A 24,166-nucleotide genomic window follows, 5' to 3' on the forward strand; every position below is an offset into this window, starting at 1 on the left:
CGGTGGTCTGTGGTCTGCTGCACGAACGGGAAGTCCGGGCGCACCCGCCGAGGCGGGGCGGCTGCCGAGGTCCGATCCGATGCCGGAGTGGGCCCGCAGTGGATCCGGGAAGCGTATCGGGACGGCGCGCAGCGCTGACTGCACGATGTTAGGCGCGGGGGTGCGTGGGGTCAACGGCTTGAGCCCTCAGGAGGCCGGTTGTGGCCGGATTCTCACTCTTCCCGGGCGTTTCGGGGTGATCGGGCCCGTGGGAGGTGTCTCCCGTCCCGTTGTCCACATCCTCGATCCACAATACAGAAGCTATTGTGGAAAACTGTCCCGACCGCCCGCTCTACCTGTAGGGAGAGACCTGATGAACGAGGCGAATGCCGACGCGATCTGGGAGCGCACGCTCCAGACCCTGCGCCGCGACGACACGGTGTCCCAGCGTGTCATCGCCCTGCTCACGCTCTCCCGGCTGATGGCCGTGGTGGCGGACACCGCGCTGGTCGCAGCGCCTTCTACCTCGGCGAAGGAGCTGTTCGAGCATCGGGTCGCCGGGTCTCTCAAGGCTGCCCTCAGCGAGGCCACCGGGCGTGACATCCGCTTCGCCGTGACGGTGGACGAGTCCCTGCTGCTCGAGGAGGACACCGATTCGCCGGCCTCCCCGCCGTTGACCTCCTCCTCCGCTGCTGGCAGTGCACATTCTGTGGACAGAGATGTGGACAACGCCCCTCACGACCTCCACAACGCCCCGTTCCGCCGCAACGAGGGCTCGATCCTGCCCTCGACCGGACACGTCGGGCGGCCCGCCCTGCCGGGCAGCAGCTCGGCGAGCTCCGCCGGAGGTTCCTCCGCTGCGGACCGCTTCGCCACCCACCCGGGCTACCGCGGCCGCGCCGCAGACGATCCCAGCGCCTACTCCGGTCTGACCGGCCCCTCGGCGCCCTCTCCCGGGCCTGCGCCGCGCCGTCCCACCCGCAACGGCGCCTCGCGGATGGGCGAGGATTCGCGGTTGAACAGCAAGTACACCTTCGACACCTTCGTGATCGGTGCCTCGAACCGGTTCGCGCAGGCAGCAGCGTCGGCGGTCTCGGAGACTCCGGCCAAGGCCTACAACCCGCTGTTCATCTACGGCGGCTCGGGTCTGGGCAAGACCCATCTGCTGCACGCCGTGGGCCACTACGCCCAGAGCCTCTATCCCGAGGTGGTGGTGCGTTACGTCAACTCGGAGGAGTTCACCAACGACTTCATCAACTCGGTGCAGTCCGGCCAGTTCGGCAAGGCTCAGGAGTTCCAGAGCCGGTACCGGGACATCGACATCCTGCTGATCGATGACATCCAGTTCCTGCAGCGGGCGCCGGAGACCATGGAGGCGTTCTTCCACACCTTCAACACGCTGTACAACTCGGACAAGCAGATCGTGATCACCTCCGATCTGCCGCCGAAGGAGCTGGGCGGGTTCGAGGACCGCATGCGCTCGCGCTTCGAGATGGGCCTGATGACCGACGTTCAGCCACCGGACCTCGAGACCAGGATTGCCATCCTGCGCAAGAAGGTCGCGCAGGAGAACACTGGGGAAGTGCCCCATGACGTGCTCGAATACATCGCCTCGCACATCGCCACCAACATCCGTGAGCTGGAGGGGGCGCTGATTAGGGTGCAGGCGCTGCACTCCCTCTCACGGCAGCCGATGGACGTCACCCTCGCCGAGACCGTGCTGAAGGATCTGCTCTCCCACGATGACGGTGCGCAGATCACCGCGTCGACGATCATCGTCCAGACGGCGACCTACTTCGGCCTGTCCGTCGAGGAGATCGTGGGCACCGGTCGCTCCCGCCGCCTGGTCTCAGCCCGCCAGATCGGAATGTACCTGTGCCGAGAGCTCACAGATATGCCGCTGATCCGCATCGGTGACGAGTTCGGTGGCCGCGACCACACCACTGTGATGCACGCGAACAAGAAGATCAGCGAGCTGATGAAGGAGCGTCGGGCGATCTTCAACCAGGTCACCGAGCTCACCGCCCGCATCAAGAGCTCGAGCTCCGCGTCTCGTCAGTGAGGCGGCGCCCGCTCGGAGCGGGCAGCTGGGCCCGGAGAAGAACAGAGCAGGTCAACACGGAGTTCTCCCCAATTGTGGATAACTCTGTGGAAACTGTGGAACTACAGCTGTTCCTGCAGGAGCCGATGTGCACGGGCGAATGACAAGAATTCCCTCGATCAGTGCCTCCATGCACAGCCGACGCACGACGCGCTGACACTCCTCAACGATCCGTCCACGCCGATGGAGATCGTAGTGACCTGCAGTGATGACGGTTATCCACCAGATCCACAGTCGTGAAGAAGAGGACTGTAAGTACTTGCTCGACGGGGATGTGGACGGGGAGGGCTGCTCGGGAGCGACCGCAGAGCCTGTGATTCTGGGTGCTGGGGAACGACAGGAAGCCGGGACCAGGAGGGGTCGGCTCCCGGGGAACACGGCGGGATGAGTGCGCGAGCAGATGTTCTCACCACGGCTGAAGCGGGGTCCGGTGACCATGGAAGTCAAGGATCCTTCCCGGTGTGTCGGCGAGAGTCCTCAGGAACCGATACGCTGTGCTCGGTTCGGCCGCGGCACATGACGCGGTCGATCTGATTCCGTCATTCGACCACTGCGAAGGAGTGGCAACGGTGAAGTTCCACCTCGATCGCGGCGTCCTCGGCGACGCCGTCTCCTGGGCCACCCGTACCCTCCCCGTCCGTCCGGCGATGCCGATCCTGCAGGGGGTGCGGATCGTTGCCGAAGCCGGCGGCGAACTGCAGTTCTCGACCTTCGACTACGAGGTCAGCGCCCAGATCCGGCTCGAGGCCGAGATCGAGCAGCCCGGTGAGGTGCTCGTCCAGGGACGGATGCTCTCCGACATCGTCCGGGCCCTGCCGAACAAGGACGTCTCCATCGCGCTCGAGGGGACCAAGCTCCAGGTCCGCTGCGGCAGCGCCCGCTTCGCCCTGGCGACCCTCCCCGTCGAGGAGTACCCGCAGCTTCCGAGCATGCCCCCGGTGGCCGGCTCCGTCGCGGCGGACGTGTTCGCCGAGGCGATCTCGCAGGTCACCGTCGCGGCTTCGAAGGACGACACCCTCCCGCTGCTGACCGGCGTGAAGGTCGAGATCTCCGGCGAGACGATGACGCTGATGTCCACCGACCGCTACCGCCTGGCATTGCGCGAGCTGACCTGGAACCCGTCGACCCCCAGCACCGAGCTCACCGCCCTGGTCCGAGGCCGCACCCTCCACGAGGTGGCACGCTCGCTCTCCACCGGCGGCAGCGTCGAGATCGCACTGTCCGATGACTCCTCGGCGAACCTCATCGGTTTCGAGGCCGGCGGTCGTCGCACCACCTCCACGCTGGTCGACGGCGATTACCCGCCCGTGCGTCGCCTGTTCCCGGACACCTCGGCGATCACCGCCGTGGTCTCCACCGGCAGCCTGATCGACGCGGTCAAGCGCGTCTCCCTGGTCGCCGAGCGGAACACCCCCGTGCGGCTGTCCTTCACCGAGGGTCAGGTCGCCCTTGAGGCCGGCGCCGGCGACGACGCCCAGGCCAGCGAGGTGCTTGAGGCGCATCTCCAGGGCGAGGACCTCGTGGTCGGCTTCAACTCCGGGTTCCTGCTCGACGGCCTCGGTGCCCTGGGCACCGAGTTCGCCCGGCTCACCTTCACCGACTCGATCAAGCCCTCCGTGATGACCGGTCAGGACTCCCTCGAGGGTGAGCCCGACAACTCGTACAAGTACCTGATCATGCCGATGCGGATCTGAGGGAGGGAGTGCTCCCTCCGTGCAGCTGACCTCGCTCGAACTCACCGATTACCGCTCCTACCAGCGGCTCTCCCTGCCGGTTCAGCCCGGCATCACCGTGCTGGTGGGGAAGAACGGGCAGGGCAAGACCAACATCGTCGAGGCCCTGTGGTACCTCGCGACCCTGTCCAGCCATCGGGTCCCGCACGACGCCGCCCTCGTCCACCGCGGCGAGAGCACCGCGATCATCCGTGCGAGTTTCCTGCGTGCGGGTCGGCCGCTCCAGATCGACCTCGAGATCACGCCGGGCAAGTCCAACCGGGCACGGCGGCAGGGACAGAACATCTCCCGCCTGCGCGATCTGCTCGGCGAGGTCCGGGCGGTGCTCTTCGCCCCCGAGGACCTGGGCCTGGTGAAGGCCGATCCCGAAGGCCGCCGCCGATTCCTCGATGAGCTGCTGTTCGTCATCGCCCCGCGCTACGCCTCGGTCAAGGCCGATTACGACCGGGTGCTCAAACAGCGCGGCAACCTGCTCAAGCAGATGCGGTCGATGCGCCGCGGCGGAAGCGGCCGCAGCGTCGGCGGGCTGGATCCCGCAGACACCGCTGCCTCGACCCTCGAGGTCTGGGACCAGCAGCTCGCCCGCCATGGCGCGGAGCTGCTGCGCGCCCGCCTCCATCTGGTCAACCGCCTGCGCCCCCACCTCGGCTACTCGTACCTGCGCGTCGCCACCGACGAAGGCGCAGACCAGGCGCTGGATCTCCCTCCTGATCAGCGGGGCGAGGTCAGTTCCCCGGCGGACATCCTCTACCGCTCCGAGGTGCTCGACGGACTGGGCACCCTGCCGGGCACCCTCCCCGCCACGCGCGAGATCCACGACCGGATGCTGGAGATGCTCGCCGCCCGGCACGACGAGGAGATCGATCGCGGGGCCACCCTCACCGGACCCCACCGCGACGACATGGAGATCCGGCTGCACGAGTTCCCGGCCAAGGGCTATGCGAGCCATGGCGAGTCCTGGTCGCTCGCCCTCGCCCTGAGGCTGGCCTCCTACGATCTGCTGCGTCTCGAAGAAGGGGATCTCGGTGACGGCGAGCCGATCCTGATCCTCGATGACGTGTTCAGCGAGCTCGACGCCTATCGCCGCGAGCGGCTGGGTCGGATCGTCACCGGTGCCTCCCAGGTGCTGATCACCACCGCCAACGATTCCGACATCCCAGATTCTCTGGACGGCGAGATCCACGTGGTCGAGGTGAGCCTGGGAGAGGCAGTGCCACGTCAGAACGGCGGCGGGCTGTGACGGGCCGTGCCGGTGGAACGAGCCGAAAAGGCGGTGCTGGCCGCGGTGACGGAACTGCCCGTCCCCGCCTCGCGAACCCCTATGACCTGGGCACCTGGTCCGGCGGGAACAGCTCAGCCGCCGAGACTGAGCGCGGATCCACGCCTCCGCCCGCGCGGCGATCTGCGGCGGATCAGTCCGCGACCCGGCCGGGTCGTGACCGCCCGGAGGTCCGCCGGATGCCGGACCACGAGCCGGATCGTGCATCTGGATTCGAGCCGAGCATCCGCTCGTTCGATCCGTACGACGCCGACGACCACACCGCCGACGATTATGCGAACCGCTCTGGCGCTGCCGTCGAGGTGCTCTTCGATCCGCCGCAGCTTCCCACCCCGCAGGATCCCTTCGAGCTCGCCCGGCGCACGGTGAACCGCTCTCGGGCCGCGGCTCGGGACCGCGGACTGTTCCCCATCTCCGCGAAGACGCAGGCCAGGGACGTGCGAGACCGTTCCGGCCGGGCCCCAGGCTATTCTGGATCCCGGCCCGACCCGCGCGATCCGCAGGGGATCGAGAACGTGCTGAAGAAGGTGCTGGGAAACCTCGGCTGGAATGCGGGGATGAACGCCGGGCGGGTGCTCGAGGAGTGGGACGAGATCGTCGGCGAACGGCTCGCCACCCACTGCCGCCCGGTGTCCCTCGACGACGGTGTGCTGGTGGTCAGCGCGTCCTCCTCTGCCTGGGCCTCGCAGCTGCGGATGCTCACTCCCCAGCTGATCACCACGATCGAGGAGCATGTGGGCTCCCATGTGATCTCCGAGCTGAAGGTGACCGGTCCCGCCGCGGCCGAGCGCACCTGGAAGAAGGGCCGCCGCACCGTGACCTGGCGCGGCCCCCGGGACACCTACGGCTGATCGACGTGCTGTGAGGGACGAACGGCAGGAGATCAGCGGATGAGGCAGTGCCTGATCGACATGCTGTGAGGGACGGGGACGATGTCCCGGCTGATGTGATGCGCAGTTCACGCCCCGTCATCTCCCGGCGGCGCCCTGCTACGGTGGCTCCTGACGAGCTGATGAAGCTCGCGTGCACTGGGGTCGGTGAAATTCCGAGCCGGCGGTGATAGTCCGCGACCCGATGGCCTCTGGCCCTCGGCTGACCAGGTGAAACTCCTGGACCGACGGTAAGAGTCCGGATGGGAAGCGCACGCGAACGATGTCCCCGGGCGATCCGCCATCGCGCACCTCGGTGCGCCGTACGGTGACCCCTGGGTGACGTCGTCTCCGCACACCCTTCCTCTCCCTCCGGGACCGCGAGCAGCGGACCGGAGGAGAGACCATGTTGAAGGATGCCGAGCGGCAGGCCCTGCGCCGAGCCCTCGAGATCGCGGCCGATCCCGTGGTGCCCCTGGGCCCGAACCCCCGTGTGGGCTGTGTGCTGCTGAGCCCCGCCGGAGAGGTCCTCGCCGAGGGTCACCATCGAGGCGCCGGCACCCCGCACGCCGAGGCCGACGCCCTCTCCCGCGCGACCGTCCCCGTGACCGGTGCGACCGCCGTGGTCACCCTCGAGCCCTGCAACCATGTGGGCCGCACCGGCCCTTGCGCCGAGGCGCTGATCGAGGCCGGCATCCACCGGGTGATCATCGCCCGCCGCGATCCGAACCCCGTCGCGAGTGGCGGCATCCAGCGCCTGCGCGAGGCCGGGATCGACGTCGTGCTCGACGTACCGGACGATCTCGCCGGCGCTGCGGCAGCCCTCAACCGAGGCTGGGAACACGGACTGCGGCACGAGCGTCCCCTGGTCACCGCCAAGATCGCCCTCACCCTCGATGGCCGCGCGGCCGCCGCCGACGGCACCAGCCAGTGGATCACCGGCCCCGCAGCCCGCGAAGAGGTCCACCTCCTGCGCACCACCTGCGACACCGTGCTGGTGGGCACCGGCACGGCCCGGATCGACCACCCAGCCCTCACGGCCCGTCGGCCCGACGGGACACTGCATCCGCGACAGCCGCTGCGGGCCGTGATGGGCATCGGCGAGGCGCCCACGCTGCCCGCCATCGACGGTGCCGGCGAGGAGATCCGGCTGCTCACCCGCGACCCGTCGGCCGCCCTCGCGGAGCTGTTCGATCGCGGTGCCCGGCATGTGCTGCTCGAAGGAGGGCCCACCCTCGCCGCCGCCTTCCTGCGGGAGGGCCTGGTGGATGAGCTGATCCTCCACCTCGCCCCGACGCTGCTCGGGGCCGGCCGCCCCGCCGTCGCGGACCTCTCCATCACCACCCTCACCGACCGGCTCGATCTGGACCTGGTCGATGTCACTCCGCTGCGCTCACCGGAGGGGCCGACGGATCTGCGCCTCACCCTCCGCCCCCGCATCCGGCCCTCTCCACCAGCCAACTAGCGCCGTCTGACGTGCGACACCTGAACCGCATCGCCTGAACCGCACCGTCAGATTCGCACCGTCTGATCCCCACTGTCTGGTCCCCACCGCCTTACCCATCCCGCCTGACCTGGAAGGACCCTCATGTTCACCGGCATCATCGAAGAGCTCGGCACCGTCGAGTCGCTCACCCCGGGCGCCGATCCCACCCGCCTGCAGATCCGTTCCCCGCACGTGCTCGATGGCATCGCCCTCGGCGACTCGATCGCCGTGAACGGCTGCTGCCTGACCGTGACCGCGCACGAGGGCGAGCTCTGGAGCGCGGACGTCATCTCCACCACCCTCGCCGCGACCTCCCTCGGCGACCTCGCGCCCGGGCACCGCGTGAATCTCGAGCGATGCGTGCGGGCGGGCGGCCGCCTGGACGGCCACATCGTGCAGGGCCACGTCGACGGCGTCGGCGAGGTCAGCGGGCGTGAGGAGGCGGAGGGGACCACCCTGCTGCACCTCGCGCTGCCTGCCGGTCTGGCGCGTTACGTCGTGGCGAAGGGCTCCCTCGCCGTGGACGGCGTGAGCCTCACCGTCGCCGAGATCGAGGGAGACCAGGTCACGATCGGCCTGATCCCCGAGACCCTCGCCCGCACCACCCTCGGTGGCCGCGACGTCGGCGACCGCGTGAACCTCGAGGTGGACGTGCTGGCGAAGTACGTCGAGAAGCTCACCGCAAGCCTGCTGCCCACCACTGAGGAGACCCGATGACCGCCCTGCGCCTGGATCCCGTCGAGGAGGCGATCGCCGCGATCGCCGCCGGTCACGCCGTGGTCGTCGTCGACGACGAGGACCGCGAGAACGAGGGCGACCTGATCCTGGCCGCCTCCGCCGCGACCCCCGCCCTGATCGGCTTCGCCGTGCGCCACTCGAGCGGTCTGCTGTGCGCCCCGATGAGCGGAGAGCGGGCCGACGCCCTCGAGCTGCCGCTCATGGTGCGGGAGAACGCCGACCCGCTGCGCACCGCCTACACCGTGAGCGTCGACGCTAGCGAGGGCGTGACCACCGGCATCAGCGCCTCCGACCGTGCCCGCACCCTCCGGGTCCTCGCCGGAGCGGACACCGTGCCCGGAGACCTCATCCGTCCCGGTCACGTGCTCCCTCTGCGCGCGAAGCCCGGCGGCGTGCTCGAACGTCGCGGCCACACCGAGGCGGCCGTCGACCTCACCCGCCTCGCCGGCCTGCCCGCGGTGGGGATGATCGTCGAGCTCGTCCACGACGACGGCGAGATGATGCGCGGCCCCGCCCTGCGCGAGTTCGCCGACGAGCACGGCCTGGCGATGATCTCGATCGAGCACCTCGCCGCATACCGCAGGCGGGAGGATCAGCCAGCCCTCGAGATCACGGCGCCGGTCCCGCTGCCCACCCCTCACGGCACCTTCCAGGCGCTCGCCGTGCGCGAGGGCACCGCCGAGCACCTGGTGCTGGTGCGCGGAGACGTCACCGCCGGTGGCCCGGTGCTCACCCGGGTGCACTCCGAATGCGTCACCGGGGATGTCTTCGGCTCCCGCCGCTGCGACTGCGGTCCCCAGCTGCAGGAGTCCCTGGCCCGCATCGACGCGGCCGGGCGAGGGGTGCTGATCCTGCTGCGCGGCCATGAGGGCCGCGGCATCGGCCTGGTCGAGAAGCTGCGCGCCTACGCCCTGCAGGACGCAGGGCGGGACACCGTCGACGCGAACCTCGACCTCGGCCTGCCGGTGGACGCCCGCTCCTTCGCCGCGGTCCCCGGCATCCTCGCCCACCTCGGGGTGCGCGCCGTCGAGCTGCTCACCCACAACCCCGAGAAGGCCCACGCCCTGGTGGGCGGGGGCGTCGAGGTCGCCGGCACCACCGACCTCACCACCCATCCGACCCCTGAGAACCTCACCTATCTGACCACCAAGCGGGACCGACTGGGACATCGCCTCCGCGATCTCCCCGACCTCCCCACCACCCACCTCGAAGGAGAGACCGCATGAGCGGCCACGGAAGCCCCACCACCCAGATCCCCCACCAGCCCACCACCCGGCTCGCGATCGTCGCGGCGTCCTGGCATGAGCAGGTCATGGACGGACTGCTCGCCGGCGCTCTGCGAGGCGCCGCCGAAGCCGGCATCACCGCCCCGACCGTCGTGCGCGCCCCCGGCTCCTTCGAGCTGCCGGTGATCGCGGACGCCCTGGCCCGCGAGCACGACGCGGTCGTGGCGCTCGGCGTCGTGATCCGCGGCGGCACCCCGCACTTCGAGTATGTGTGCTCCGCGGCGACGGACGGCCTGAACCGGGTCGCCCTGGATCACGGCGTGCCGATCGGATTCGGCCTGCTGACCTGCGACGACGAGGAGCAGGCGCTCGATCGGGCGGGGCTTGCGGACTCGCGCGAGGACAAGGGCTACGAGGCGGTGGCCGCTGCGCTGATCACCGCGAGCGTGCTGAGAGAGCTGAACGGGAGCGGCGCCGGAGCCTCCTCGGAGCTCCCGCGAGGCTGAGGGGAGCTCCCGCGAGCCCGAGGCTATCGGGGCGTCTGGTGCGAGCACGCCAGGCGCCCCTGTGCCGCGACAGGACCCGGGGAGGGGTACGGGACCCCGTCCCACGGAGGTTGATGTCGAAATCGAGGGGGTTCCAGGCCATCTGAGGGCCGTTCCGGGTCGCGTTGTCCACAGAACTGGCCATGAGAATAGGTTCAGGAGACGATTTCCGCTAGAATCAGGGAGGTTCGGCCGACGTCCTCCGACGTCCTCGTGGACTCGATGCTGTCGGCTCGATCGCCGTGGCCTACGGATGTCTCACGCGCGCACGCGCGCGGGCATCAGTGGGCCGCCTGTGCGAAGAGTCGGCGGTCCCGTCCGCCTGGTCTGCTGAACCACCCTCGGCGCTCTCCCGACCGAGGGACCCTGGACTGCGAGGAGCCACATCAGGTGAGCGACAGCGACCGCCCCATGCCCGATCAGGACGTGCCCGTGGGCACGACGGACCCAACCCCCGTGCCGGGCGAGGGTGCCGTGCCGGTCGAGTCCGGCTCGACGGAGCCCACCGCCGGAGAGCGTGCGGCCCGTGCGCCCGAGCACTACGAGGCCTCGGACATCACGGTCCTCGAGGGCCTCGAGGCGGTCCGCAAGCGTCCGGGCATGTACATCGGCTCCACTGGTGAGCGCGGCCTGCACCACATGGTCCAGGAGATCGTCGACAACTCGGTGGACGAGGCGATGGCCGGTCACGGCGACACCATCGAGGTCACGCTGCTGGCCGACGGCGGCGTGCGCGTGGTGGACCACGCCCGCGGCATCCCGGTGGACATGCACCCCACCGAGGGCAAGCCTGCGGTCGAGCTCGTGCTCACCGTCCTGCACGCCGGCGGCAAGTTCGGCGGCGGCGGCTATGCGGTCTCCGGCGGTCTGCACGGCGTCGGCTCCTCCGTGGTCAACGCCCTGTCCATCCGGATGGAGGTCGAGATCCGCCGCCAGGGTTACGTCTGGCGCCAGGCGTACAGCCGCGGCGTCCCGCTGGCCCCGCTCGAGAAGGGCGAGGAGGCCACCGAGACCGGCACCACCATCAGCTTCTGGGCCGACGACGAGATCTTCGACGAGACCGTCTACGACTTCGAGACGCTGCGCAAGCGGTTCCAGCAGATGGCGTTCCTGAACAAGGGACTGCGCATCACCCTGACCGACGAGCGCCTCCCGGAACAGGGAGACGACGGCGAGGACGACATCGTCGACGTCGAGCTCGAGGCGGAGGGCGCCGAGAAGGACAAGGGCCCCCGCACCATCTCGTACCACTACGAGCGCGGCCTGCAGGACTTCGTCGAGTTCATCAACACCTCCAAGCGGGCCGAGGTGATCCACCCCGACATCATCTCCTTCGAGTCCGAGGACACCGACGCGCACATCAGCGTCGAGGTCGCGATGCAGTGGACCGGCGCCTACTCGGAGTCAGTGCACACCTACGCCAACACGATCAACACCCACGAGGGCGGCACCCACGAGGAGGGCTTCCGCTCCTCGCTCACCTCGATCGTGAACCGCTACGGCCGCGCCCAGGGCCTGCTCAAGGAGAAGGACGCCAACCTCACCGGCGAGGACATCCGCGAGGGTCTGACCGCGGTCATCTCCGTGAAGCTCGGCGAGCCGCAGTTCGAGGGCCAGACCAAGACCAAGCTCGGCAACACCATCGCCCGCACCTTCATGGTCAAGGTGATGACCGATCAGCTCCAGGACTGGTTCGTCTCCCACCCGCAGGAGGCCAAGTCCATCGTCATGAAGGGCCAGGCCGCCGCGGCCGCCCGCGAGGCGGCCCGCAAGGCCCGCGACGCCACCCGTCGCAAGTCCCCGCTGGAGACCGGCGGCATGCCCGGCAAGCTGCGCGACTGCGCCTCGCGCAACCCCGCCGAGTCCGAGATCTTCATCGTCGAGGGCGACTCCGCCGGCGGCTCGGCCGTGATGGGCCGGGATCCGCGCACCCAGGCGATCCTGCCCATCCGCGGAAAGATCCTGAACGTCGAGAAGGCGCGTCTGGACCGGGCCCTGGACAACCAGGAGGTCAGGTCCCTGATCACCGCCTTCGGCACCGGCATCGGCGAGGACTTCGACGCCACCAAGCTGAGGTACCACAAGATCATCCTGATGGCGGATGCCGACGTCGACGGCCAGCACATCTGCACCCTGCTGCTGACGCTCCTGTTCCGCTACATGCGACCGCTGATCGAGCTGGGCCATGTGTTCATCGCGATGCCGCCGCTGTTCCGCCTGAAGTGGTCCAACGCCCCGCACGAGTACGTCTTCAGCGACGTCGAGCGGGACGAGCGTCTCGAGGCGGGCCGCGCGGCGGGCCGTCGGATCCCCCGGGACAACGGCATCCAGCGCTACAAGGGTCTGGGCGAGATGGACTGGAAGGAACTCCAGTCCACCACCATGGACACCAACACGCGCACGCTGAAGCAGGTCACGGTCGATGAGGCCGCCGATGCGGACACCATCTTCTCCGTCCTGATGGGGGATGACGTCGAGTCCCGGCGCCGCTTCATCCAGGAGAACGCCAAGGACGTCCGCTTCCTCGACATCTGATCGTCGGCCCCCGGGGCGGCGCCGGCCCGCCGTGCGCCCCCGGGAGCCCCTGACCCATCGGCCCCACCGGAAAGGCCCTGTGCCCCATGAGTGACACCCCGCAGAACCCAGACGAGACCCCGCGCCCCGACCAGGACCCGAGCCCGGAGCAGACCCCGGGCGAGGAGACCACCCCCGCGCAGAGCGCCGGCATCGGTGGCCAGGAGACGCCCGAGGGCGCCCACGAGATCTCCGCCGAGGAGGCCGCCTCGCGCACGGTCACCCTGGTGGATCCGCTGGACGAGCACGAGGTCGACCGCATCACGCAGGTCGATCTGAATCAGGAGATGCAGCGCTCCTACCTCGACTACGCGATGAGCGTCATCGTCTCGCGCGCTCTGCCGGACGTCCGCGACGGTCTCAAGCCCGTCCACCGCCGCATCGTCTACGCGATGTACGACGGCGGCTACCGCCCCGACCGCTCCTTCTCGAAGTCCGCGAAGGTCGTCGGCGAGGTCATGGGCAACTACCACCCCCACGGCGACAGCGCCATCTACGACGCCATGGTGCGCCTGGTGCAGCCCTGGTCGCTGCGCTATCCGCTGATCCTGGGCCAGGGCAACTTCGGCTCCGCCGGTGATGACGGCGCCGCCGCCCCGCGATACACCGAGTGCAAGATGGCCCCGCTGGCCCTCGAGCTGGTGCGCGACATCGACCAGGAGACGGTCGATATGCAGGGCAACTACGACAACACCGTCGACGAGCCCACGGTGCTTCCCGCCCGCTTCCCGAACCTGCTGGTCAACGGCTCCTCCGGGATCGCCGTCGGCATGGCCACCAACATCCCGCCGCACAACCTGCGCGAGGTCGCCGAGGCCGTGCAGTGGCTGCTGACCAACCACGAGGCCACCAAGCCCGAGCTGCTCGAGGCCTGCCTGCGCTTCATCAAGGGACCTGACTTCCCCTCCGGCGCCACCATCGTGGGCACCTCCGGCATCGAGGACGCCTACCGCACCGGCCGTGGCTCCATCACCCAGCGCGCCGTGGTCTCCACCGAGGAGATCAACGGCCGCATGACCCTCGTGGTCACCGAGCTGCCCTACCAGGTCAACCCCGACAACCTCGCGCGCAAGATCGCCGAGATGGTCAAGCTCGGCAAAATCCAGGGCATCGCCGACATCACCGACGAGACCTCCGGCCGCACCGGCCAGCGTCTGGTCATCACCCTCAAGCGCGACGCCGTCGCGAAGGTGGTGCTCAACAACCTCTTCAAGCACACCCAGCTGCAGGAGAACTTCTCCGCGAACATGCTGGCGCTCGCGAACGGGGTGCCCCGCACCCTGTCGATCGACTCCTTCGTGCGCGAGTGGACCAAGCACCAGATCGACGTCATCGTGCGCCGCACGAAGTTCCGCCTGCGCAAGGCCGAGGAGCAGATCCACGTCTTCCGCGGCTACCTCAAGGCGCTCGACGCGCTCGACGAGGTCATCGCGCTGATCCGCCGCTCCCCGGACGTCGATGAGGCGCGCACGGGCCTGATGAATCTGCTCGAGATCGACGAGATCCAGGCCAATGCGATCCTCGCGATGCAGCTGCGCCGCCTGGCCGCCCTGGAGCGCCAGAAGATCATCGAGGAGCACGACAAGCTGCAGGCCCTGATCGAGGAGTACACCGCGATCCTGGCCTCGCCCGTGCGGCAGCGCGAGATCGTCTCCGAGGAGCTCGCCGAGATCGTGGACCGCTACGGCGATGACCGTCGCACCCAGATCCTCCCCTTCGCCGGAGACATGGCGATGGAGGACCTGATCCCCGAGGAGGATGTGGTCGTCACCATCACGCGCGGCGGCTACGTCAAGCGCACCCGTGAGGACCAGTACCGCGCCCAGAAGCGGGGCGGCAAGGGGGTCCGCGGCGCGTCGCTGCGCGAGGACGACGTGGTCGAGCACTTCTTCACTACGACCACGCACCGCTGGCTGCTGTTCTTCACCAACCAGGGCCGTGTCTACCGCTCCAAGGGCTACGAGCTGCCCGAGGCGCCGCGGGACGCGAAGGGCCAGCACGTCGCGAACCTGATGGCCTTCCAGCCGGACGAGCACATCGCCTCGGTGCTCGCGATCGACAGCTACGAGGACGCCCAGTACCTCGTGCTCGCGACCGAGTCGGGCCTGGTCAAGAAGACGGCTATGTCTGCCTTCGACTCGAACCGCACCGGCGGCATCATCGCGATCAACCTGCGCGAGGTCGACGGCGTCGACGGCACCCGCCCGGACCGCGTGATCGCGGCCCGCGCCGTGAACGCCGACGACGAGATCCTGCTGGTCTCCCGCAACGGCCAGTCCGTGCGGATGCCTGCGGATGACGGCACGATGCGCCCGACGGGCCGCGCCACCAGCGGCGTCACCGGCATGAAGTTCCGCCATGACGACCAGCTGCTGGCCATGGACGTGGTGCGTCCGGACACCTTCGTGGTCACCGTGACCGACGGCGGCTTCGCCAAGCGCACCAGCGTCGACGAGTACCGCCTGCAGGGTCGTGGCGGCCTGGGCATCCGGGTCGCGAAGCTGCCCGACGACCGCGGCCACCTCGTCGGTGCCGCCGTCGTCGAGGAGTCCGACGAGCTGCTGGTGGTCATGGAGCGCGGCCGCGTGGTCCGCTCCAAGGTCGCCGAGGTCCCGGCCAAGGGCCGCACCACCATGGGCGTCGTCTTCGCCAAGCCCGACAAGGGCGACCGCATCCTGCTGGTCACCACCGGCCAGGAGACCGAGGTCGACGACGAGGACGCCGAGGCACCCGAGATCATCGACGCCGACGTGAGCACCGACGCAGCTGGAGTTGCCGAGGCTGCTGAGGTGGCCGAGGGCGCTGTCGACGGCGCAGGCGAGGATGCTGTGGAGATCTCCTCGCAGGGCGCGCCCGAGGGTGTGGCCGACGAGGCTGATGTTCTAGGCTCTGACGAGTCCGACCAGTCGCCGCAGGGCGACGCCGACCCGAACCAGGAGTGACCCGTGAGCACCAGTGAGTCCAGGACAGCCTCCGGGTCCCCCAGCCCGGCCGAGTCCACCACCAAGCTCCCGGCCTTCGAGGACACGTCCTCGCCGGCCGAGTCCCCGATGGGTGCGGGCCGTGGCTCCGCGGCCAAGGGCGCGAGCCGCAGCCCGAAGAAGACCAGTGGGATCGCGAATCCGGCGGAGAAGGAACGTCGCGGCCCCCGCCGTGTGCGCCTGACCCTGGCCCGGCTCGACCCGTTCTCGGTGATGAAGCTGTCGTTCCTGGCCGCGATCGCCATCGGCATCGCGACCGTGGTCGCCGTGGTGCTGCTGTGGAACCTGGTCGAGGCGATCGGCATGTGGGACCAGATCGAAGAGCTGGGTCGCTCCCTGAACGGCGGCGATCCGCTGCCCTTCATGGAGTTCTTCAGCTTCTCGAAGATGACCAGCTACGGCACCATCGTCGCGGTGGTGAACGTCGTGATCATCACCGCCCTCGGCACCCTGCTGGCCTTCCTCTACAACCTGGTGGCGGCGCTGCTGGGTGGATTGAAGATGACCTTCACCGACGAGTGAGGCTCATGGCGGGCCCCGCGTGAGACCGGTGGCTCAGGCGCCCTGAGGGTCGGTGAGGTCGGTGAGGTCGGTGATGTCGGCGAGCTGGGCGGCGAGGTGGGAGAGTGCCGCCTCGGCGGGAACAGTGACCGCGACCCCGTGGGCGCCGGCACCGAGGGAGATCGTGCGCTGTGGGTCACCGGTGAGGTCCATGTCGGCGATCACGGGCCAGGCGGTGATCGACCCGAAGGGTGTGATGGTGCCGCGCTCATAGCCGGTGACCTCCTGGGCGACGTCCTTGTCCGGCATCGACAACCGGTTCACCCCCAGCAGCGCCCGCAGCTTCGGCCAGGAGATCTCACGATCACCCGGGACCAGCACGAACAGGAAGTCCCCCTCGCCGCGACGCACCACGAGGGTCTTGATGATGTCGCGAGGCTCCACCCCGCGAGCGGCCGCCGCCTCGGCGAGGGAGCCCACCCGGCCGTGCCGGGTGATCTCGTAGGTGAGGCCGGAAGCCTCCAGGGCGTCGATCGCACGCTGTTCGCTCATGGTGCCAGGGTAGGCCCGGCTCTCAACCTCGCTCTCAACCTCGGCGGCGCTCCATCCAGTCCTCGGGGCCGTCGAGGGGAGTCCAGCCGGCGCGTTCGTAGAGCACTCGGGCCTCGGCGGAGGCTTTCAGCACGACCCTCGTGAGGCCCAGGGGTGCGAGGTCCTCGAGCACGCCGTCGACGATCGCCGCGCCCAGGCCGCACCTGCGGTGGGCGGGATCCACGACCACGTCGGCGAGCCAGGCGAAGGTCACCCCGTCGGTGACGACTCGGGCGTAGGCGACCTGGTCACCGGTGCGCCCCTGGTAGATCCCGTAGTTCCGGGACCCGGCGATGATCGCCTCCTGAGTCTCCCGGTCACGGCCCTGCGCCCAGTGCGCGTGCTCGAGCAGCAGCTGGTGCACGCGCACCGCGTCGATCCGCCCGGAATCCGTGGAGAACTCGTAGCCGGAGGGGAGCTGGGGAGGCGTGACCATGGGAAGAAGTGTGGGTGCTCGGGCGCCGTGTGTCCCAGGTGTCCTGCTCTGCGGACCATCTCTGCGACGGGCGTGAGGGTGATCGCGGTTCCCTGGGCGGGGTGCACAGACCTCGCTATGGTCGAAGGATGTCTTCCTCCACGATGACCGCCGTCGCTGCTCCCTCTGCCGCTCCCGAGGACTACCCGTGGCTCGGTCCGGCCGTGCGCTCGGCCCTGCTGCGGAGCGAGGGCGTCGTGGAGCTGGATCCGAGCGGCGGCGTGGACGCCCCGAGCGAGCAGCTCGAGGAGGCGCTCATCGACACCGCGGCGATCGAGCAGGCCCTCGCCGCCGACGGGGTGGCCCCGCTGGCCGAGCGCACCCTGGTGGTGGCCGTCGGCTCCAACCAGACCCCGCAGACGATCGCCCGCAAATACCACCGCTCCGGCCGCCGCATCCCGGCGACCACGCCGTTCGTGCGATGCACCGTGCACAACCTCGCCGTCGGGCACGTCGCCCACACCGCTGCACCGGGGTATGTGCCCGCAGCCCCGTACCTCGCCCCAGGGGAGCGGATGGAGCTCGTCGCAACCTGGTTCGACGACGAACAGCTCGAGGTCGTCGACGCCACCGAGCCGAACTACGACCGGGTGCGGCTGTCCACCGACGACTTCCCCCTCACCCTTGCCACCGGTGTGAGGCCTGCACATTTCGATGTCTACGCCTCGCTCTGGGGCGTGATCGCCCGGGAGGAGCAGCCGATCCCGCTGCGCCATCGCCAGCAGGAGATGTTCGACGAACTGGTCGGGCTCACCGGAGATCCGCTGACCCACGGCGAAGCCGCTGAGGTGTGCGCAGCGCTGGCCGCGTCCCCGGAGGCGCTCCATGAGCTGGTCACGGTGCACGAGCTGGTCGTGGGCGACGGCCTGCCCCGCTGAGAGGCGGCTGACTCGCTGAGAGGCGCCTGCCCGTGGGTGCCGCGCAGGCCACGAAGCCGCTCAGGCCACGGTGCCGCGCTCAGACCACGGTGCAGCGCACCGTGTGCCAGCCGCTGGACCCGTCGGGTGCGGGGTTCGCCCGCTCCTCGGTCTGCACCTCGCCCTCGCCGTCGGTCGCGCGGACCATGATGCTGTGGTCGCCGGGGGACGCATCCTCCCAGCGCAGGGACCACTGGACCCAGGTGTCCTCGGAGACTTCCGCGCCGAGCTCGGCCGCGCGCCAGTCGCCGTCGTCGATCCGTACCTCGACCGCCGCGATGCCGCGCTGCTGAGCCCAGGCGGTGCCGCCGAGCATCACGGCACCGCTGGCGTCGGGGCGGAGATCCCCGAAGGAGCGGGGAACGTCCACGCGGGAGGCGATCTTGATCGGCCCGCGCTCGGACCAGCCACGGGTGGACCAGTAGGCGACGTCGTCCGCGAAACGGGTGACCTTGAGCTCGGTGAGCCATTTGGTCGCGGAGACGTAGCCGTACAGGCCCGGCACCACCATCCGCACCGGATAGCCGTGCTCCGCAGGCAGCGGCTCGCCGTTCATGCCCACCGCGATCAGCGAGTCGCGGGAGTCGGTGAGCGCCTCGAGAGGGGTGGAGGCGGTGAACCCGTCGATCGAGCGAGAGAGGACCATGTCGGCCCCGTCCTTGACCCCTGCGCGCTCGAGCAATGTGCGCACGGGGACCCCCAGCCAGATCGCGTTGCCCACGAGATCCCCGCCGACCGCATTGGAGACGCAGGTCAGCGTCAGATTCGTGTCGATCATGGGCTCCGCGAGCAGCTCCTCGAAGCTCAGCGTCAGCTCCCGGTCCACGAGCCCATGTATCCGCAGCTGCCAGGTGGTGGGGTCCACCCGAGGCACCGCGAGAGCGGTGTCGATCCGATAGAAGTCCCCGTTCGGGGTGACGAAGGGCGGCATGCCCTCGAGGTTCACCTGGGCGCCCTCCGGGATCGGGTCCGCGGGGGTGCGCGGAGCGGGGAGCATGAACTGCGCCGCACGCTGAGCCACCTCACGGCTCGCGCTCACCCCGCGGGCGGTGGCGGCGGCGATCACTGCCAGGACGCCCACGGCGCCGATGCCCACCAGTGAGCGGCGCCGCGTCCAGCCGTCGCCGCGCTCCTCGACGGGGGCGTGGACGGTGCGCAGCAGGAACAGCAGAGTGGGCGCGGCGATCACGGTGCCAAGCAGAGTGGGGATGACATCGAGCGCAGAGTTCTGCGCGCGGGTCAGCACGATGATCATCGCGAACACCCCGAGAACCGCGAGGAGGCCGGCGGCGAGGCGCGGCCGGGCATCCCCGAGACGGCCGATCAATGCCGTGAGCACGAGGTACACGGCGATCATCGAGGCGAACAGCACCACCTTGTCCCAGGTGCCGAACAGACCCACCACCAGGTCCTTCACTGCAGGCGGGATGATGTCGACGAAGCCACCTCCGACGGCCACGAAGGGCGCGGAGGAGGAGCTGAAGGCCAGGGAGACCAGCTCCGCGACGGCTACCAGCACCACCCCGGAGATGGTCCCGGCCAGCATCGACCACAGGGGCTGTCGGGCCCGGCGAGGAGCGGCGGGCTGTGTGGCGGCGGACATCACAGCACACCCATCGCGATCGGGGTCATCGTCGGCTGGTCGGAGCCCCCGGCCGGCTCGATGGTCAGGCCGATGCTCGCGCCCTCGCTGATCTCGCCGGTCCTCATCACCGCCGTCGCCGGGTCCTCGATCGTCCCCGCGCTGTGGATGCTCTCGGGACTCTCGATGACCCACAGCTGGTAGTCCTCATCCGCGGGCAGCGCGGGCAGTCCGGCGGACTGGATGATCATGGCCTGCTGATCCTTCGAGTACATGAGGTTCAGGCTGCCGCCGTGCTGGGAGGGGACCGTGAGGTGGGCGGCGTCGGAGGAGGCCATGATCGTCGAGACCAGCTGGCTCTCCTGCTCCGCACCGGCCTGTGCGGATTCCATCGCCGCGAGGGCCTCCAGGGTCTCCTGCTGTGCGCCCCGCTCGGTGCCCCACAGGCCGAAGCCAACGATCGTCGTGACCATCAGCGCCGCGGCCGCGACGGCGAGCCAGCGAGTGCGGGAGCGATAGCGGTCCAGGGGGATCACAGCAGCGTCGTGCCCGGCAGAGTTGTGCTCAGCGGCGTCGCGCCCAGTGGGGTTGTGCTCCGCAGCGTCGTGCTCGGCCGCGGAGGCGCTCTCCGTGCGGGTGTCCGGCTCGACGGCTGAGTGCGTGGCTGTGCCTGTGCCTGTGCCTGTGCCTGTGCCTGTGTCTCTGTCGCCTGTGGAGACGTCCTCAGCCGGCTCCGGCGAGAGCTGGCGGGTCTGGGAGATCTGCGCCATCAGTGCGCGCTTGAGCTCGGGTCGGGGAGCCTCGCGCTCGAGGCTCCCGGCCAGCTCGCCGGCGGTCTCCTCGAAGGAGCGTGCCTCGGCCGCGGCCTCGGGATCCTTCGCGAGGAACTCCTCGAGCAGGGCGCGCTCCTCGGCATCCAGGGCGTTCAACGCCCAGGCACCAGTCATGTCATGCTGCTGATCGTTCACGAGGTCACCCCCAGGCTGTCGCGGAGGACGATCATTCCGTCCCGGATTCGTGTTTTGGCCGTCCCGACGGGGATGTCCAGAAGTTTCGCCACCTCCGTGTGGCTGTAGCCGCCGAAGTAGGCGAGGCGGATCGCATCGGCCTGCAGCCCGCTCAGCGAGCCCATCGCTGCCTGCACGCGCTGTGCCTCGACCCTCATGATGCCCTCCTCCTGCACGTCGACGACTTCGTCCTGGATGATCCGCAGCCCCTCCTGGGAGTCGCGGCGCCGAGCGGCGGCGCTGGAGCGGACCGTGTCCACCGCGCGGCGGTGGGCGATGGTGCAGATCCATCCGTGGGCGGATCCGCGCCGAGCATCGAACCGCGGGGCCTGCTTCCAGATCTCCACGAACACCTCCTGGAGCACTTCTTCGCTGATCGACACATCCCTCACCACGCGCTTGATCAGTGAGAACAGCAGCGACGAGGAGTCGTCGTAGAGACGGGAGAAGGCATCCTCGTCACCCCGAGCGACGCGGGGCAACAGCTCGGAGAGAGTGGGCGCGGCGGGAGCTTCCGCCACGTACCTTCCGCTATTGGTCTCCGGCGGTCGCCGTCGCTCGGCTGATGTCTCGGGAGGGTCGTGCACCATTCACAGCTCCTTCGAGGACCGGTCGAGCGGGCGGAGGTCATCGGGTCGATGCTCCCGCCCGCTCACCGCGTCTCCACAGTGTGCGCTGATATCAGCTGGCGTCCGCCATCGACGGAGGCATCAGAACGGTATCGACCAGGTAGACGGTCGCGTTCTGGGTCTTCACGCCGCCGCAGATCACGGTGGATCCATTGACCATCAGATCGTCGCCGCTGCCGGTCACCTCGACCTCTTCGCCCTGCACGGTCGTGTGCGTGCCGGCGATCTCGTCGGGGGAGAGCTGCCCGGGGACCACGTGGTAGGTGAGCACGGAGGAGAGACCCTCGGCGTCACCGGCCAGGGCGTTCAGATCCGCCTCGGGGACTGCCGCGAAGGCGTCGTCCACCGGCGCGAACACGGTGAACTCGTCTCCATCGAGGGTATCGACGAGGTCCACGTCCGGGTTCAGCTCGCCGGAGACCGCTGAGGTCAGGGTGGTGAGGATCGGGTTGTTCGAGGCCGCCACGCTCAGCGGGTCCTGGGACATGCCCTCCACGGAGCCGGCGCCGTCCGGCACCATCGCGGCATAGTCCGCGCAGCCGGCGCCGACGAGATTCGCCGCGGGGTCCATGTCTCCGCCGCCGTCGGACGTCATCCCGCTGTCCTCGCTCTGCGTGGACGCGGGCTGCTCTCCGCCGTCGGCAGAGGTCGGATCATCGGTCATCCCGCCGGAGCATGCGCTCATCAGCGCGACGGTCGCCGCCAGTGCCCCGAGTCGGGGAAGGATCATGCGAGTGTTCATGGCGATCTCCTTGGTGATCCTGCTGTCGAGCTCGGAGGACCCGAGCACCGGACCTCCTCGGAAGGGGGTCATGCCGGAAGTTCGGAGCCGGACGGCGACCGGATTGGAGGTATTTCGCCGAGGCGTGCGGTGTCGTTGCCCGGACCGGTCCAGCGATGGGTCCGCTGTGACCTCGGAAACACCCGGTCGGACGGGTTGGACGCGGTGGCCTGCGTCGCGGTAACGTAGTCCGTCGGTGGCTGACACCGGTACGCTTCGGAGATCAGCCCCCATGGGCCTATAGCTCAGTCGGTTAGAGCGCTGTCCTGATAAGACAGAGGTCACTGGTTCAAGTCCAGTTAGGCCCACTTCGAGGATCGGAGGAACGTATGAAGAAGTTCATCACCGCCGCCGTCGTCCTTCTCGGGACGTCGATCGCCGGGATCCTCACCTGGCGGAAGGTCGAATCTGACCGCATCCGCAATGATCTGTGGAGCGAGGCGGAGCGCGTTTCCGCCGAGCAGGACGCGTCTGCTGCGAAGCAGGCTCAGCCGGCTCCCGCAGCTCGCGCCTGATCCACGGCCTGCCGCTGCGTGCGGCGGTAGGATCGGGACAACCGAATATGGGGACTTAGCTCAGTTGGTAGAGCGGTAGCTTTGCAAGCTTCAGGTCAGGGGTTCGACCCCCCTAGTCTCCACAAGTGAAGACGTACTAGAACACCTGACATCGCTAGACGTTGATGTTGGTGCGAGGGCGGCGAACGGCTCGGAGAGCCGGATCGTCGCCCTTTCGTCTTCGCTGATCTCGATCCCGTCAGTGAGTGCCTGGTTGGCGAGTCGTTTGCCATGGTCGTTGGTGCGGGCGTAGAGGGTCGCGCAGTCGACCAGCAGGCTCAACGCGGTGGCGAGTTGCTTGCGGGCACCAGCGTGCTGGTCGTGTTCGCTGGCGAGGCGGCGGTCGATGTCGGCCAGTCCTGCGCGGATGCGGTCTTGGTGGCGCTTGAGGGTCTCGAGGTCGATGGCGTCGGCGAAGTGCGCGGCGAGGAGCTTGTCGCTCTCGTTCTGGAGACGGCGGCGGTTCTCGGTCAGCTCGGCGAGTTCTTGGGAGCGGGAGGCGAGTCGTTCGTCGAATGCGGCTTCGACTTGTGCGGCGAGGGCGGTGTACTCGTCTTCGGTGATCGCGATGTCTTGGTAGCAGTCGGCGACGAGTTGTTCGGCGACCCCGACCGGGACGGCGCGGCGGGTGCAGTTCTTGCGTTTGGAGGCGCGGCCGGAGCAGACGTAGTAGGCGTACCGGATGCCTTGCTTGTTGGCGGGGTAGTCCAGTTGCATCCGTGACCCGCACGCCCCGCAGAACAGGGAGCCTTTGAGGTAGTGGTCGTGGGTGCGGCGTCGTTCGGAGGCGATCTTGCGTGCGTCGAGCAGGGTCTGGACCTGCTGCCAGGTGTCGATGTCGATGAGTGGTTCGTGGGTGCCGGGTTGTTCGGCTCCTTTGTAGCGGACGATGCCGATGTAGTAGGGGTTGCGCAGCAGCTTGAAGAACCCTGAGCGCGCCATCGGCCCGGAGGGACGTTTCGGGGTGGGGACGGTGGTGAGTCCGCGGGCGGTGACCTCGGCGAGCAGGTCCACTACGGTCCGCTCGCCGGTGGCGTACTGCTTGAACACCCACCGGATGAGCGGGGCGCGGTCGGTGTCGATCTCCACGGTGCGGTACTCGCGGCCTTGCTCGTCGCGTTTGCGGACGTTGAGGTAGCCGATGGGTGCGCGCATCGGGGTGCCGCCGGTCTCAAACTTCTGGGTGAGGCCTTTGGTGACTTCGGTGGCGAGGTTCTTGGAGTAGAACTCCGCGATGCTCGACATGATGCCGTGCAGCAGCATCCCTGAGGGGGTTTCGTCGATGTTCTCGGTCGCGGACACCAACGTGACCCCGGCCTGCACGAGGCGGCGGTGGATCTCCACGTCATCGAGGCGGTTGCGGGCGAGACGGTCGACCTTGTGCACGATGCAGAAGTTGACTTGGTGGGTCGCGATGTACTCCAGCATCCGCTGCAAGTCCGGGCGGTCGGCCGAGCGGGCGGATTCGCCGGCGTCGACGAACTCGGCCACCACCCGTGCGCCGAGTGACTCGGCTTTGCGGGCGTTGGCCTCACGCTGTGCCGGGATCGAGAACCCCTCGTCGTGAATCGGCCCAGGTTTGATGCCGTTGCTGTTTGAGTCCGAGAGGATGGACAGC

20 protein-coding genes, 2 tRNA genes and 1 riboswitch are annotated in these 24,166 nt (G+C 68.9%); of the genes, 15 read left to right on the forward strand and 7 right to left on the reverse strand.

Going from position 1 to position 24,166, the window contains the following annotated elements; translation table 11 throughout:
* Positions 1 to 352: 352 nt before the first annotated feature.
* The 11 genes from dnaA to ACTH43_RS10825 all read left to right on the forward strand — a co-directional run bounded on the left by dnaA (position 353) and on the right by ACTH43_RS10825 (position 16,033).
* Positions 353 to 2,041 carry a chromosomal replication initiator protein DnaA gene (dnaA, locus tag ACTH43_RS10775; RefSeq protein WP_441444901.1) on the forward strand — a complete coding sequence of 563 codons (1,689 nt, stop codon included), beginning with the start codon at positions 353 to 355 and terminating at the stop codon, positions 2,039 to 2,041.
* 608 nt (positions 2,042 to 2,649) lie between these two features.
* Complete coding sequence (dnaN, locus tag ACTH43_RS10780; protein WP_441444902.1) at positions 2,650 to 3,774, forward strand: DNA polymerase III subunit beta; 1,125 nt, start codon at positions 2,650 to 2,652, stop codon at positions 3,772 to 3,774.
* 19 nt (positions 3,775 to 3,793) lie between these two features.
* On the forward strand, positions 3,794 to 5,053 hold the full coding sequence (gene recF / locus ACTH43_RS10785) for a DNA replication/repair protein RecF (RefSeq protein ID WP_441444903.1): 1,260 nt from the start codon (positions 3,794 to 3,796) through the stop codon (positions 5,051 to 5,053).
* Between the two features lie 218 nt (positions 5,054 to 5,271).
* On the forward strand, positions 5,272 to 5,943 hold the full coding sequence (locus ACTH43_RS10790) for a DciA family protein (RefSeq protein ID WP_441444904.1): 672 nt from the start codon (positions 5,272 to 5,274) through the stop codon (positions 5,941 to 5,943).
* A 168-nt stretch (positions 5,944 to 6,111) separates the two neighbouring features.
* Positions 6,112 to 6,241, forward strand: a riboswitch (FMN riboswitch).
* Between the two features lie 126 nt (positions 6,242 to 6,367).
* Positions 6,368 to 7,426, forward strand: coding sequence for a bifunctional diaminohydroxyphosphoribosylaminopyrimidine deaminase/5-amino-6-(5-phosphoribosylamino)uracil reductase RibD (gene ribD / locus ACTH43_RS10795; protein ID WP_441444905.1), 1,059 nt, complete (start codon positions 6,368 to 6,370; stop codon positions 7,424 to 7,426).
* 123 nt (positions 7,427 to 7,549) lie between these two features.
* A complete protein-coding gene (locus ACTH43_RS10800; RefSeq protein WP_441444906.1) occupies positions 7,550 to 8,164 on the forward strand; it encodes a riboflavin synthase in 615 nt (204 codons plus the stop codon).
* The gene (locus tag ACTH43_RS10805) at positions 8,161 to 9,411 is read left to right on the forward strand and encodes a bifunctional 3,4-dihydroxy-2-butanone-4-phosphate synthase/GTP cyclohydrolase II (RefSeq protein WP_441444907.1); all 1,251 of its coding nucleotides are present in this window, start codon (positions 8,161 to 8,163) and stop codon (positions 9,409 to 9,411) included. Before ACTH43_RS10800 ends, ACTH43_RS10805 begins: the two co-directional genes overlap by 4 nt.
* A complete protein-coding gene (ribH, locus tag ACTH43_RS10810) occupies positions 9,408 to 9,917 on the forward strand; it encodes a 6,7-dimethyl-8-ribityllumazine synthase (RefSeq protein ID WP_441444908.1) in 510 nt (169 codons plus the stop codon). Before ACTH43_RS10805 ends, ribH begins: the two co-directional genes overlap by 4 nt.
* A 429-nt stretch (positions 9,918 to 10,346) precedes the next feature.
* Positions 10,347 to 12,491 carry a DNA topoisomerase (ATP-hydrolyzing) subunit B gene (gene gyrB, locus ACTH43_RS10815; RefSeq protein ID WP_441444909.1) on the forward strand — a complete coding sequence of 715 codons (2,145 nt, stop codon included), beginning with the start codon at positions 10,347 to 10,349 and terminating at the stop codon, positions 12,489 to 12,491.
* A gap of 86 nt (positions 12,492 to 12,577) precedes the next feature.
* Complete coding sequence (gene gyrA, locus ACTH43_RS10820; protein ID WP_441444910.1) at positions 12,578 to 15,472, forward strand: DNA gyrase subunit A; 2,895 nt, start codon at positions 12,578 to 12,580, stop codon at positions 15,470 to 15,472.
* Positions 15,473 to 15,475: 3 nt separating this feature from the next.
* Positions 15,476 to 16,033 carry a DUF3566 domain-containing protein gene (locus ACTH43_RS10825; RefSeq protein ID WP_441444911.1) on the forward strand — a complete coding sequence of 186 codons (558 nt, stop codon included), beginning with the start codon at positions 15,476 to 15,478 and terminating at the stop codon, positions 16,031 to 16,033.
* Between the two features lie 33 nt (positions 16,034 to 16,066).
* On the opposite strand, the gene ACTH43_RS10830 is transcribed toward ACTH43_RS10825, so the two are convergent.
* Positions 16,067 to 16,564 carry an aminoacyl-tRNA deacylase gene (locus ACTH43_RS10830; protein ID WP_441444912.1) on the reverse strand — a complete coding sequence of 166 codons (498 nt, stop codon included), beginning with the start codon at positions 16,562 to 16,564 and terminating at the stop codon, positions 16,067 to 16,069.
* Positions 16,565 to 16,598: 34 nt separating this feature from the next.
* Positions 16,599 to 17,039 carry a GNAT family N-acetyltransferase gene (locus ACTH43_RS10835; RefSeq protein WP_441444913.1) on the reverse strand — a complete coding sequence of 147 codons (441 nt, stop codon included), beginning with the start codon at positions 17,037 to 17,039 and terminating at the stop codon, positions 16,599 to 16,601.
* A 128-nt stretch (positions 17,040 to 17,167) separates the two neighbouring features.
* Here ACTH43_RS10835 and ACTH43_RS10840 point away from each other — a divergent pair, with 128 nt between their 5' ends.
* A complete protein-coding gene (locus ACTH43_RS10840) occupies positions 17,168 to 17,956 on the forward strand; it encodes a hypothetical protein (RefSeq protein ID WP_441444914.1) in 789 nt (262 codons plus the stop codon).
* A 79-nt stretch (positions 17,957 to 18,035) separates the two neighbouring features.
* On the opposite strand, the gene ACTH43_RS10845 is transcribed toward ACTH43_RS10840, so the two are convergent.
* From ACTH43_RS10845 to ACTH43_RS10860, 4 genes are all read right to left on the reverse strand, one after another.
* A complete protein-coding gene (locus tag ACTH43_RS10845) occupies positions 18,036 to 19,598 on the reverse strand; it encodes a molybdopterin-dependent oxidoreductase (protein ID WP_441444915.1) in 1,563 nt (520 codons plus the stop codon).
* Positions 19,598 to 20,545 (reverse strand): anti-sigma factor, encoded by a 948-nt coding sequence (locus ACTH43_RS10850; protein ID WP_441444916.1) that lies wholly within the window; start codon positions 20,543 to 20,545, stop codon positions 19,598 to 19,600. The genes ACTH43_RS10845 and ACTH43_RS10850 overlap by 1 nt, the downstream gene beginning before the upstream one ends.
* Positions 20,542 to 21,105 (reverse strand): sigma-70 family RNA polymerase sigma factor, encoded by a 564-nt coding sequence (locus ACTH43_RS10855; protein WP_441444917.1) that lies wholly within the window; start codon positions 21,103 to 21,105, stop codon positions 20,542 to 20,544. The genes ACTH43_RS10850 and ACTH43_RS10855 overlap by 4 nt, the downstream gene beginning before the upstream one ends.
* A 160-nt stretch (positions 21,106 to 21,265) precedes the next feature.
* The gene (locus ACTH43_RS10860) at positions 21,266 to 21,955 is read right to left on the reverse strand and encodes a fasciclin domain-containing protein (RefSeq protein ID WP_441444918.1); all 690 of its coding nucleotides are present in this window, start codon (positions 21,953 to 21,955) and stop codon (positions 21,266 to 21,268) included.
* Positions 21,956 to 22,228: 273 nt separating this feature from the next.
* On the opposite strand from ACTH43_RS10860, the gene ACTH43_RS10865 reads away from it, so the two are divergent.
* The 3 genes from ACTH43_RS10865 (at position 22,229) to ACTH43_RS10875 (ending at position 22,631) form a co-directional block, all read left to right on the forward strand.
* A tRNA-Ile gene (locus tag ACTH43_RS10865) sits at positions 22,229 to 22,302 on the forward strand.
* A gap of 21 nt (positions 22,303 to 22,323) precedes the next feature.
* The gene (locus ACTH43_RS10870; RefSeq protein ID WP_441444919.1) at positions 22,324 to 22,509 is read left to right on the forward strand and encodes a DLW-39 family protein; all 186 of its coding nucleotides are present in this window, start codon (positions 22,324 to 22,326) and stop codon (positions 22,507 to 22,509) included.
* Between the two features lie 49 nt (positions 22,510 to 22,558).
* A tRNA-Ala gene (locus tag ACTH43_RS10875) sits at positions 22,559 to 22,631 on the forward strand.
* Here ACTH43_RS10875 and ACTH43_RS10880 read toward each other — a convergent pair.
* Positions 22,600 to 24,165: a recombinase family protein gene (locus ACTH43_RS10880; RefSeq protein ID WP_441444920.1), complete on the reverse strand. Its 1,566-nt coding sequence runs from the start codon at positions 24,163 to 24,165 to the stop codon at positions 22,600 to 22,602. The genes ACTH43_RS10875 and ACTH43_RS10880 overlap by 32 nt on opposite strands.
* Position 24,166: the final 1 nt, after the last annotated feature.

Source organism: Brachybacterium sp., from assembly GCF_052095815.1.
Taxonomy (GTDB): domain Bacteria; phylum Actinomycetota; class Actinomycetes; order Actinomycetales; family Dermabacteraceae; genus Brachybacterium.